Raw genomic sequence first — 12106 nt, 5'->3', positions numbered from 1 at the left:
AAGTTAAGTGAAGTGAAGCTAACTTGATTTAATATCGCTCGAAAAGGCTAAACATTGGTTTAGCTTTTTTTTGGCCGTTATTTGGCCATTATTTAGTAAGGTTACAGGGGCTTGAAACTGTGGCTGGAAATACACTTGTTGTGTTATTCAAATGAGCGTACTTCTACACGCTTACCATCGTCCACTTCATCACTCGGATGATTGATAACCAGTTCACCATCATTTACGCCCTCAAGAATCTGGGCAATTAAACCGTTACGCTGACCGACTTTAACTTCCCGTCTTACCGCCAGATCACGCTCAATAATAAACACTGCCCAGCCCCCCTTATATCTAAATAAGCTGCTCGCCGGTATTTGCAGTACATTTTCCTGCTGCCATAAAATAAAATTTGCCTCAACTCGATAACCATCTCCCAGTTGATTCCAAAGCTGAGCCTCAGAAACAAAATCAGAAATAATCAACACGCGTTGCTCTTCAACCCCAAGTGCTGACGCTTTGGTAAAGCCAACCGGTTCAACTATTCGAACCCGCCCCTCTAAAGGTTTATCGCCGCCCCAGCGATCAAACAAAACCTTCATGCCGGGTTTTATTTTCACCGCATCGGCGGAAAGTACATCCACCTCTATTTCCAGAGCTGAAGGGTTGCCCACTTCTAGTAATGGCTCACCAGTACGCACTGGACCTTCACATTCACGAACAACTTTAAGAATCTTTCCATCAATCGGCGATCGAACATTTACTCGCTCTACCGGCTCTCCACTGTCAGCGGCAGCTGAATATTGTAGAGCCGTGGCCGCAGCTTCCAGTTCATATTTAGCCACCTCGACACTAAAATTGGCTGAACGTTTTGCCGCTGCCGTCGTTTGTGCCTGGGTTTGGGCCTTATCAAAGGCTTCACGTGAAATCAAAGCCTGTGCCATTAATGGTTGCAGCCGTGTTAATTCATTACTGGCTAATTGTGCCGATGCAGATGCTGCATTTGCCTGTTCTTGCGCAGCATGTAAAGCCGATTTTGCGGCGGCTACTTGAGCCTGAGCTTGGGCACGGCTGCGCGGATCTAGCACCTGTGATTGTAATGGCGTAATCCCTAACAATACCTGCCCTTGCTTAACCGTATCACCGACCTTTAATTGTTGACGACAGGTTACGCCATCAACAGACGCTGATATCAGGTAACGATCAATCAACCGGGTACGGCCCTCCTCTTCAATGCTTACCGTCATAGGTGCGTACCTTGCCGCTATGCCTTCAACCATAATGGGCTGTGGCCAGAAACCCCAAATCAATAATCCGGTGGTTAAGGCAACAATAAAGCATATCAATGGATGTTTTTTTAACAGAGCAAGCATCTGTTTACTCCTTAGTTTTAAGTACGGCCACCATATCTAGGTGTGCCAGATTACGCCAAATCATCAATGCAGAAATGACAGAAGAGCCAATCACCACCAGCGCAGCAAAAGCATAAACTTTCAAGCCAAGCACCAGCGGTATACGATATAAATCAGAATCAAACTGAAACGCAAGAAATGCACACAAACCATAACCAATCATCATTCCCAGCGGAATAGCGATAAGTGTTAACACGGCCATTTCACCCAGAAGAATATAAGCAACCTCTGAGCGATGAAATCCCAACACACGCAAACTGGCCAGTTCTCGGTTTCGCTCAGATAGCGCAATGCGCATACTGTTGTAAACCACACCAAATGCTATGCTTCCACCTAGCAAAGTGGTGATATAGGTAAAAAATAAAATCGTTTCATCCATCGTTTCATAAAAAGATTTAATCGCCGATTCTTGCTCAACTACGCCGGCTATGCGTGGCGCACCTTTAAGCTCTGCGTAGACATCAGCCTGATGTAATCTATCGACTTTTAACCAAGCAGCGGAAATAACATGGCCTTCATTTAGCAGGCGATTTAGTGAGTTTAACTGCATATAACCATTTAAACCCAGATACTCTTTAGCCAGACCAACCAGGGGTACTTGCACCACAGGACAATCACCTTCCAGCACTTCTATGGTCAGCATATCACCGACCTTAATATGTAATATCTCTGCCAGGTAATCGGTGAGAATGATGCCCTCTGGCGGTAAATCAATCACTTTCAGGCGCGTATCAAGCAGGCGCATCAGGCTGCCATCAGGCGCTATTCCTTGCACAGAAGTTCTATACGAGCGATGTTCAAAGCGCAATTTTGCCGTAACGACTCGAAAACCTTCAACATGCTCTACACCCAGTAAACTCTGTAGTGAATAAAGTGAACGCTGAGATGTTGGCTCAGTATATATTGCCGTTAGATCGCTGCGCTGACTCATACCAAACTGCACCTCGACCATGTGCTTTATAGCTCCCTCTTGAAAGCCACCAACCATCATAGTGCCACAGGCCATGCTAATACCCAATATAGTCATGAATGATTTTAAGGGCCGGCGCTCAATGTGACGAAAAATCATTCGCGTTGGTTGTGTAAACCAGCGCTGTAAGCCCAGCTTTTCAATCAGGGTTGTATGATACATTGCCGGGGGCTCGGGGCGCATTGCCTGTGCCGGTGGTAAACTGGCCGCACTAGATACCGCATACAAAGTGCCAACCATGGCAACGCCCATACTAATTAACACCGCAGCAATAATAACCTCAGCTTTTAGTACATAAATCATAAATGGTAGGCTATAAAAGGTCATGTAAATATTACTCATGCCCTTGCCCATCCAGACACCAAAACCTATGCCTGCAATAACGCCAATAGCGGTGATCATTAATATCAATTTTGTGTAATGCAAGCCAACAGCAAAGTTGCTATAACCGAAGGCCTTAAGTCCGGCAATCTGTTCACGCTGTAAACTGATCAGGCGACTTGCGACAACATTTAAAAGAAATGCTGCCACGCCCAAAAAAATCATCGGAAAGATGGTGGCTATGGTTTTTTGTTGTTTAAGCTCCTCAGTCAAAAAACGATTAGACAACTGTCCTTGCGCGCGTATGCGCCTATGCCGCCATAGGGTTTTAACAATTCATCAAGCTGGTCTATTACATCCTGTTCATTACCCTCTTTACTCAGGGTAAGCGTGACATTATTAAATGCCCCGTCCATATCATAGGCACTTGCCAGTGGCTTACGGGCCATCCATAAAACACCGTATCGGTAATAATCTGGAAACATTGCGCCGGGCGCAATCTGGTAAATATATTCAGGTGATAGCACATGCCCGACTACATTTAGTACTTTTCGCCGACCATTTATTGTTGCTGCTAATTTATCACCGGGTTGTAAATCATGTGCACGGGCGAACTCTTCACTGAGTAACACTTCATTATCACGACCGGCCTCAAGTAAATGCCCTTTACGTAAATAAATCTGATTTAAAAGGCCAGCACTATTGGCATTTAATGACAGTAGATGACCACTGACCGGATCCTTAAAATCTTCTACATCAAGATTCACATAAGCCAGTACCCGAGTTTCAACCTTATCAACACCAGGAATTTCCTGAATACGTTTTACCAGTGATAAGGGCGCACGCTTTAGCGAAGCAAACACATCTGCGAAATGGTGATTGCGGTAATAATTTTCACGGGTTTCAAACAAGGAATCGAGTGTACTTAATGACATAATAAAAATGCTCACTCCACCAACAATTACCATAATAATTGCTAGGGCTTGCATCCGCATAGCCCAAAGTTCGCGCCATAATTTTATATCGATAGCTTTCATATCGAGATCACCACGTCAACTCATCAGGTCTTAATCGAGTTTCATTTTTATAGACCTTACTGATTAAGCCGTCAGTTAAATGGATAACGCGATCAGCCATTTGAGCAATGCCGGCATTGTGGGTAATAACCACAGTGGTTGTCCCTAACGCCTGATTAACTCGTTGCAAAGCCTGCAGCACGACAATACCGGTTTTAGAATCTAACGCGCCAGTAGGCTCATCACATAACAAGACATCAGGGTTTTTGGCAATAGCACGTGCAATGGCAACGCGCTGTTGCTCACCGCCGGAAAGCTGGGCAGGAAAATGATCAAGCCGATTCTCTAGACCAACTAGTTTTAATGCCTCTTCTGGCTTCATCGGCGACTTAGCAATTTCTGTGACTACAGCAACATTTTCACGTGCCGTCAGGCTGGGAATTAAATTGTAAAACTGAAAAACAAAACCGACATGAAAACGTCGATACTCTGTTAACTCTCTTTCGGTGGCTCGTGTCAGATCACGCTCACCGTAAAACACATGGCCTTCTGTGGGAATATCTAGACCACCCAGAATATTAAGTAGGGTTGATTTGCCACTGCCCGAGGCCCCCAACAATACGGTAAATTCTCCTCGATGCAGATCGATATCAACACCGCGTAAAGCTCGCACCTGCACCTCACCCATCTGATACACTTTGGTCACTTCGTGTACATGAAATACCACATTTTCTTCCAGTGTTTGATGTCGAGATTGTGAGTCAGATGACATACAGCTTCTCCCTTAGGTAAACAATAGCGTAACAACATGAAACGAGGTCAGATAATAATGGCTTGGAAAGCTCTAAAAGTGACTTTATTCATGACATTATCTCTATGATAGCCTCCATGATAGCGATTGATATAAAGACGATAGCGACCAACAGCCAATATAGGCTAATTCATAATGATAGCTCACCAACTGACTTAACTCAGTTAAACGACAAGTAATGTGTGAGTGCTCATATGGTAAATTTAAGCCCCTTGTTGGGTTATAACCATTTCATACAAATCTAGATTAATGATGAGAGATAAAAATAGCGCTTAAGCGAAACAGTTGAATAAATAATTATTTTATATCATAGTGGTCCGACGTGTTAAAAATAATAATAACAGCAACTTTTAAGGTGGCCGTGTGAAGATATTTGATTTTGTGATTATTGGGGCTGGCTCAGCTGGCTGCGTATTAGCTGATAAATTATCAGCCAGTGGCGAACATAGTGTTTGCCTATTAGAGGCAGGTAAAGCTGATAAAAACTGGTTGATCCATCTGCCCATTGGCATTATTGCCCTGTTACAAAATCGCAGCTTAAATTGGCAATTTAACTCTCAGCAAGAAAAAACCCTGAATAATCGAGAAATTTTTACACCACGAGGTAAAACCCTAGGTGGCAGTAGCTCAATTAACGCCATGCTCTATGTTAGAGGACAACAAAATGATTATGACCATTGGCACAGTTTAGGTAACCCAGGCTGGAGTTTTAATGACGTTCTTCCCTACTTTAAAGCCCTTGAACATCAAGAACGTGGGCCGGATGATTTTCATGGTATTAACGGTGCACTTAATGTTGCAGACTCAGTCTCTAAACCCGCTATTAATGAAAACTTCATGCAATCAGCCATAGCGGCAGGTTATCCTGAAAATCATGATTTTAATGGCGCGTCACAAGAAGGCATTGGCTACTATCAAGTCACGCAAAAAAATGGCTTAAGACACAGTGCCGCAAAAGCCTTTTTAACGCCCAATTTACACCGTAAAAATTTAACGGTTATTACCCAAACACAAGTCGAAAAAGTAGTCATTCATGATGGGATTGCTACAGGTGTTAAGTATAAACATCGCGGTAAAGTTCAGCAGATCATGGCGAACCACGAAATTATCCTCAGTGCCGGTGCGATCAACTCGCCACAAATTTTAATGCTTTCTGGTGTCGGACCTAAAGCAGAATTAGCAAAGCATGATATTGCGCTTGTACAAGCACTCGAAGGCGTTGGTAAAAATTTACAGGATCATGTCGATGTCCTCAACGTCGCCCAACATAATGTAAGCCAAGTAATGGCGCTTCGTCCGAAATCAATTTGGTGGGGCGCAAAAGAAACATTAAAATTCATCACTAAACGTACCGGCCTGTTGACTACGGTTATTGCCGAAGCCGGTGGTTTTATCAAATCAGATCCAGCCTTGGATCAACCCGATTTACAACTGCACTTTGTGCCCGCCGCCATGGACGATCACGGCAGAAATCTTAAACTGCTCTTTACCTACGGCATATCCTTGCATGTATGCCTGCTTAGGCCAAAAAGCCGTGGCACAGTGACACTTAACAGCAATAAAATCACTCAGCATCCACGTATTCACATGAATATGTTAGATCATCAAGATGATATTGATACCATGGTAAAAGGCGTGAAAATTGCTAGAAAAATATTATCGACAGCACCCTTATCTCTCACACATATTAAACATATATTCCCAGCTGAAGATTGCACTACAGATCAAGACATTCACCAGTTTCTAAAAGAAAAATGTAATACTATTTACCACCCTGTCGGTACCTGTAAAATGGGCCAAGATGAGTTGTCGGTGGTTGACGAACAGTTAAAGGTCAAAGGCATTAAGCAACTGCGAGTCGTTGACGCGTCAATTATGCCAACGCTAATTAGTGGCAACACCAATGCGCCAACCATGATGATTGCGGCAAAAGCAGCAGATATGATTCTGGCTGAACATGCATTAGCCCAAGATAAAGTTAAGGTTAAGGTTAACTAGCCGGATTAACCTCAATAAGAAAAATAAATAAACTTTTTTGCAACGAGATACTGGTTTGTGTGGTCAATTTAAATAACTAATCACTTAATGAGTATCTGGTTTGATTTATTTACTAACTTTAAGCAAAAAATTATTCACGGCCACTTTGCTAGTATTGCTATTTTTCACCCTAAATGCCAATGCTGCAGAAACCACTGTTGCGCCACAAGCACCGGCTTGGCAACTTAAAACACAATATGGTGACACTATTTCTTCCGCGCAATTTGACGGACAAGCGACTATTTTACATTTTTGGGCTACCTGGTGTCCCTATTGCAAAGTACTACAGCCAAAACTAGTCGAGCTTGAAAAAAAATATCAACAGCAAGGTGTTAAGCTTGTTGCTATTAGCTTTAATGAAGATGACGGCGTACTACCACAAGATGAGTTAGCCGCTCGAGGCTATAGCTTTCCTACTGCCGTTCATGGCGATGAAGTCGCAAGTCTTTATGGCGTAAACGGCACACCAACAACTTTTTTCATTAACAAGCACAAGCAAGTGATATTTAAATATACCAGCGCTGATACCTCAGACCCACGGCTTGAGCTTGCGGTTCAAGCGATAGTTAAATAAGCCATTAACTCAACTTAATCATACACTTTCTTTGACACTTTCGTTTTTGCTTTGGCTTGTGAGTCAAAGTGAAAATTGTTAAAAATAGCAATAATTTACTAGTTTAATCTTATAGCATCTACCTTTAGCTAACGCCAAATCGGCTTTATTTATATCAGACCACCTTGATGACTTCAAAATGAAAACGCTCTGAAATCACTTTATCTGCGGCTAATTATTTAGTAGAGCATTTAGCCTTTTTAAATTAAGCCCTAAAAGTATATTTGACCGCCAATAACGCACCACTCATCGAATTTTTCTCTGATGGCCTTGTACCTATGGCGAGTGCAACATAGAATCGATACTAGCTTCATTGTGATATAAAATAACTCATACCATGCTATCGCTCTGAATAAACCTTATTAGCCCTCTAGATATAAACTTAAAAGGTCATTTAATGAAAACTCGTTATCTCGCACCATTGGCCATTGCAATCGCATTAGCCGGTTGTCAGCCGAACACAACGCCCCCTGACGTTGTGAAAATAGAGCAAGCAGAAAATACAGCAAACAATCCATTTTTTTCTGAGTACGCGACACCGCATGGAATTCCACCCTTTGATAAAATTAAAAAGAGTGATTACTTACCCGCATTTAATCATGGCATTGCAAAGAAAAAGCTTGAAATAGAGGCTATTACAAAAGATAAATCGCTGCCAACATTTGAAAATACTATTGTTGCGATGGAAAAGTCAGGCAATTTTTTAACTAAAGTAAGTAATACCTTCTACGGTTTAATCGGCTCAATGTCAGATGAAGAAATGCGCGCCATTGCCAAAGAAATGTCACCTAAACTATCAGCCTTAGCTGATGATATAGCGCTGAACCATGCTTTATTTGTACGGGTAAAAGAAGTTTATGATAATCAAATAATATTTGATTTACGTACAGATCAAAAGCGTCTACTAGAAACAACCTATAAGAGCTTTGTTCGAGGTGGTGCAAACCTTAACGATGTTGACAAGTTAACCTTACGTGACTTAAATGAAAAGTTAAGTGCTTTAAGCCTAAATTTTGGTGAGAATCTACTAGCAGAAACTAACAATTTTGAAATGGTCATTGATAATAAAGCCGATCTTGATGGTTTACCTGCTGATATTATTGCTGCCGCTAGCGAAACCGCAACAGCGCGTGGCCACGAAGGCAAGTGGGTATTTACCACCCATCGCCCAAGTAAAAATCCATTTTTAACCTATTCAAACAACCGTGAACTACGTGAAACTATCTATAAAGGATATACCCTGCGTGGTAATAACGACAACGCCAATAACAACCAAGCCATTGCTAGTGAAATTGCTAGCTTGCGTTATCAAAAGGCGCAGTTATTAGGTTATAAAACTCATGCCCATTTTGTCCTTGAAAATGCCACGGCAAAAACCCCTGAAAATGTTTTTGAATTATTAAATAAAGTTTGGCCTGCCGCATTAGAACGTGCGAAAGAAGAAACCGCTGATATCCAAAAAATGATTGACGCACAAGGTGATAACTTTACAGTGGCGGCATGGGATTGGTGGTACTACGCTGAAAAAATCCGTAAACAACGCTTTGACATTGACGCCGCAGAAACCAAACCTTACTTCTCATTAGAAGCAACGCTACAAGGGGTTTTCTTTACGGCAGAAAAACTTTGGGGTGTTACCTTTAAAGAGCGTGATGATTTACCTAAATACCACCCAGAAGTGCGTACCTTTGAAGTGCATGATCGTGACGGCAGCTATGTCGGCGTCTACATGACAGATCACTACGTACGAGAAAGCAAACGTGGCGGTGCTTGGATGAGCAGTTTCCGTAAGCAATATCGTATGAATGGCGAAGAAGTCACGCCCATTATTTACAATGTATTAAATTACCCTCGCCCCATTGGCGATAAACCAACACTATTAACCTTTGATCAAGCATCAACTTTATTCCATGAATTTGGTCATGCGATTCAAGGTTTATTATCTGATGGTTATTACCGCTCTCAAACCGGTACCGCACTACCAAGAGATTATGTTGAATACCCTTCACAGGTTATGGAAAACTGGATGACAGAGCCGGAAGTATTAGCAAATTTTGCTAAACACTACCAAACAGGTGAAGTGATCCCTCAAGCCCTTGTTGAAAAAATTCAAGCTTCAGGCAAGTTTAATCAGGGTTTTGGTACCACTGAATATTTAGCCGCCGCATTATTGGATATGAGCTGGCATTCATTAGAAACAGCTGAGATACAAGATGCTAATAGTTTTGAAAAAAACGTTTTAAAAGAAATGGGTTTAATTGAACAAATCGCGCCAAGATATAAAACAGGTTATTATTCACATATCTTCGCCGGTGGTTATTCAGCCGGTTATTACGGTTATATCTGGTCAAATATCTATGACGCTGACACTTGGTTAGCCTTTAAAGAAAATGGCATATTCGATCAAGAAACGGCTGAATTATATCGCAAGCACGTACTAGAAAGTGGTGGAACAGACGATCCAACAGTCATGTACCGTCGTTTCAGAGGTAAAGACCCAACAGTAGAACCTTTACTTGAACGTCGCGGTTTAAGCAGTAAAGAACCAACCGTAGAACTTTTACATGAACATAGTGGTTTAATCAGTAAGTAACTTCACTAAGTAGAGCATTTTACTGAGTAAACAAAAAAGGGTCGCTATTTAGCGACCCTTTTTATTTACTTAACTTATCAACTAACTAAGCATGATTACACTTGGTATTATTGCAAATACAAGCTGCCTTCGAAAAAGCCAAAAACAGTTTCAAAAGCACCTTCTTGATATTGTTTTAAACCCGTATCACGAAAATCAATATCCACTTGGCTACGTGTTAGTGCCTTTTTGATAAAACTACTTGGCAGTATTTCAACCGGTAAATCTTTAATAAGTTGAATCGCTGCTTCTAATTTAAAACCAACCGGTCCGCCAGCAAACTTGCCTTTTAAACCACGGCCTTTAATCACCACTTTTTCAACTTTGTAGTCTTCCATCAGTTTGGCAAAAGCAAACTGAAACTCTTGTACTTGCGCAGCATCGCCTGCGTCAACAAGACTAATTTTTTGTACGCGCGTATTTGGTATGTCGTACAACCCATTTTCCCGCGACATGATACAAATAATTGCATCGTTACCTTTTAACTCAACACCACATATCTTCATAAATTAACCTCGTTACTATAATGTGCATTATTATAAAATAGTTTTGCTTTAGCTGCAGTGTTTTCATGCATTTAAAGTTAAGCTTTTAAAAGTAGTTATACATCTTTTGCCAAAGTGATGCCATTAAGCTGAGCGAACTCGGTGTAATCTGAGACCGCATTAGGATTCGCTTTATTGACTTGGCAAACACCGCGCTGGTATTGATAACTAAAAACATCAAACCAGAGATCAAGTAAATCTGCATTGGTTTGCTCTCCTACTAAAGACAAAACCTGGGCGGCAACTTCAGCGGTTGCTAATTCAGTATTATTGGCCGCTAAGCGAATTTGATAACGAGAACTTAACTCTGTTGAGTTTTCAGGTGTTTTTGGTGTAAATGACACTACCGGTAGATGTTGTAAATAAGGACTGCGGCGAAACATTTTTTTAGCTTCTCGCCAACAGCCATCTAGCATAATAAATAAGGGCCTTTTGCCCGATGTAACCGTGATTTTATTATCAAAAATTTCACGATCTTCGCCGACATATGCTTTAGGAAAAACGATCATAGGTTGCCACATAGGATCATTTAACAAGGTGATAATATCTGGGTTTACTTGTGTTCTTGACCAAAGAAATGCAAAACTGTCGGGGATCAAATCAGCAATTAACTTACCGGTATTACTCGGTTTTAAAACCTCAGTGTCATACATCAACAACAAAAATCCGGCCTGAGAACTTACCTTAGGCGACAAGTCACAAATACAAAATGGTTTGGCTAATCGACATAACTCACAACGAATAACTCGCTGACCTCGTGATTTATAGGTGGTGGTACTTAGGCTTTTACGATATTGATGAAGTTGCTGTACAGCGTGCATAAAGGATATATCAAGACTATTTAGGCCGCTACTTTAACGTGCATGTAGGATATTGGCAATAAAAAAGCGCAGCTCAAATTGAGCAGCGCTTTTTATCCACAAGTTGACTAATTTTACAGGCTACATTAGCTTAGAATTCGCTACGCTGTGTTTTGCGCTAGCGGTGATCAAATCATAATCGGCAATTTCGTCGATACTTTCTTTCAATTGCTCTTCCATTTTATCTATCACTATAATGGAACGACATAAAGCGTCAGCGCGCTTTTCTAGCCCTGCACTACGCGTTTTCATTTCATGCTCTATTAGCTCACCAAAATTCTCCATTTTGCTTTCAAAAGCCTTCATATCGCCACCTGAAAACAGCATTTCTTGGCCAACCGCAATCATTAAACTGCCTAAAGCGCTTTTAATCGTACTTTCTACGGCTGATTCAATTCTTTGCTCAAAGTTTTCACCAAAAAAATCTTTTCCGGAGAAGCCTTCTTCGTCGATATAGAAATTTTCATGTTGAGTAAATTCAGCATCAACTTCACCACGAATGGTGGTTAATTGGCTAGTTAACTCAGCGCTAGCCTGGTTTCCTTCACCTAACAATTCGTTAAAGGCTAGATTAACGCCATCAATGGCTAAATCAATAGCATCTAAGGCGATGCTTCTCACTTCTGGTACAAGATTACGTATATGAGTTGAGTAATCGCGTAATAAAGACTCTTGGTGAGCTGTTAAAGCAATTTTTTCGCCGTTTATCAGTAAAGTGTCATTTTCAGTGATGCTATACAGTGGCGATTTATCTTTAGAAAAAGTAATTTCTTGAGCATTGATATTAATGCCACCATTTAAGTCAAGATTACATGATTCACTAGAAAAAGAATTATCGTGTCCATAACTTGCTGAGCTTGCCATAATGAGAGCGGTAGCAATCAATGTTTTCATATTAATCTTCCTTTAA

Annotated in this window: 10 protein-coding genes; 3 read left to right on the top strand and 7 right to left on the bottom strand. The window is 41.3% G+C overall.

What is annotated here, in order from left to right; all coding sequences use genetic code 11:
- Positions 1-143 precede the first annotated feature (143 nt).
- From H4J65_RS02160 to H4J65_RS02150, 4 genes are read right to left on the bottom strand one after another with little or no spacing between them, the layout of a single operon-like run.
- The gene (locus tag H4J65_RS02160; protein WP_182194845.1) at positions 144-1352 is read right to left on the bottom strand and encodes an efflux RND transporter periplasmic adaptor subunit; all 1209 of its coding nucleotides are present in this window, start codon (positions 1350-1352) and stop codon (positions 144-146) included.
- A 4-nt stretch (positions 1353-1356) separates the two neighbouring features.
- Positions 1357-2970 (bottom strand): ABC transporter permease, encoded by a 1614-nt coding sequence (locus H4J65_RS02155; RefSeq protein ID WP_220465071.1) that lies wholly within the window; start codon positions 2968-2970, stop codon positions 1357-1359.
- Positions 2952-3719 carry a hypothetical protein gene (locus H4J65_RS17905; RefSeq protein WP_220465070.1) on the bottom strand — a complete coding sequence of 256 codons (768 nt, stop codon included), beginning with the start codon at positions 3717-3719 and terminating at the stop codon, positions 2952-2954. The genes H4J65_RS02155 and H4J65_RS17905 overlap by 19 nt, the downstream gene beginning before the upstream one ends.
- Before the next feature lie 7 nt (positions 3720-3726).
- Positions 3727-4470, bottom strand: a complete 744-nt coding sequence (locus tag H4J65_RS02150; protein ID WP_182194842.1) for an ABC transporter ATP-binding protein — start codon at positions 4468-4470, stop codon at positions 3727-3729.
- 402 nt (positions 4471-4872) lie between these two features.
- On the opposite strand from H4J65_RS02150, the gene H4J65_RS02145 reads away from it, so the two are divergent.
- The 3 genes from H4J65_RS02145 (at position 4873) to H4J65_RS02135 (ending at position 9752) form a co-directional block, all read left to right on the top strand.
- Positions 4873-6507, top strand: coding sequence for a choline dehydrogenase (locus H4J65_RS02145; protein WP_310649902.1), 1635 nt, complete (start codon positions 4873-4875; stop codon positions 6505-6507).
- A 100-nt stretch (positions 6508-6607) separates the two neighbouring features.
- Positions 6608-7120: a TlpA disulfide reductase family protein gene (locus tag H4J65_RS02140; protein WP_220465069.1), complete on the top strand. Its 513-nt coding sequence runs from the start codon at positions 6608-6610 to the stop codon at positions 7118-7120.
- 436 nt (positions 7121-7556) lie between these two features.
- On the top strand, positions 7557-9752 hold the full coding sequence (locus tag H4J65_RS02135) for a M3 family metallopeptidase (protein ID WP_182135693.1): 2196 nt from the start codon (positions 7557-7559) through the stop codon (positions 9750-9752).
- Positions 9753-9859: 107 nt separating this feature from the next.
- On the opposite strand, the gene H4J65_RS02130 is transcribed toward H4J65_RS02135, so the two are convergent.
- From H4J65_RS02130 to H4J65_RS02120, 3 genes are all read right to left on the bottom strand, one after another.
- Positions 9860-10297: a DUF3010 family protein gene (locus tag H4J65_RS02130; RefSeq protein WP_182135692.1), complete on the bottom strand. Its 438-nt coding sequence runs from the start codon at positions 10295-10297 to the stop codon at positions 9860-9862.
- A gap of 95 nt (positions 10298-10392) precedes the next feature.
- Positions 10393-11157: a tRNA-uridine aminocarboxypropyltransferase gene (locus H4J65_RS02125; protein WP_182135691.1), complete on the bottom strand. Its 765-nt coding sequence runs from the start codon at positions 11155-11157 to the stop codon at positions 10393-10395.
- 120 nt (positions 11158-11277) lie between these two features.
- The gene (locus H4J65_RS02120) at positions 11278-12090 is read right to left on the bottom strand and encodes a DUF2884 family protein (RefSeq protein ID WP_182194838.1); all 813 of its coding nucleotides are present in this window, start codon (positions 12088-12090) and stop codon (positions 11278-11280) included.
- Positions 12091-12106 lie beyond the last annotated feature (16 nt).

The organism is Colwellia sp. MB02u-9, assembly GCF_014077085.1.
Lineage (GTDB): Bacteria > Pseudomonadota > Gammaproteobacteria > Enterobacterales > Alteromonadaceae > Cognaticolwellia.
Note: the sequence above shows the minus strand (reverse complement) of the source record. Positions and strands in the feature narration are given on the sequence as shown.

What these genes read in the sequence shown, in the direction of transcription:
- H4J65_RS02150 (WP_182194842.1), bottom strand. Translation starts at nt 4,470, where the DNA reads ATGTCATCTGACTCACAATCTCGACATCAAACACTGGAAGAAAATGTG.
- H4J65_RS02160 (WP_182194845.1), bottom strand. Translation starts at nt 1,352, where the DNA reads ATGCTTGCTCTGTTAAAAAAACATCCATTGATATGCTTTATTGTTGCC.
- H4J65_RS02125 (WP_182135691.1), bottom strand. Translation starts at nt 11,157, where the DNA reads ATGCACGCTGTACAGCAACTTCATCAATATCGTAAAAGCCTAAGTACC.
- H4J65_RS17905 (WP_220465070.1), bottom strand. Translation starts at nt 3,719, where the DNA reads ATGAAAGCTATCGATATAAAATTATGGCGCGAACTTTGGGCTATGCGG.
- H4J65_RS02130 (WP_182135692.1), bottom strand. Translation starts at nt 10,297, where the DNA reads ATGAAGATATGTGGTGTTGAGTTAAAAGGTAACGATGCAATTATTTGT.
- H4J65_RS02135 (WP_182135693.1), top strand. Translation starts at nt 7,557, where the DNA reads ATGAAAACTCGTTATCTCGCACCATTGGCCATTGCAATCGCATTAGCC.
- H4J65_RS02120 (WP_182194838.1), bottom strand. Translation starts at nt 12,090, where the DNA reads ATGAAAACATTGATTGCTACCGCTCTCATTATGGCAAGCTCAGCAAGT.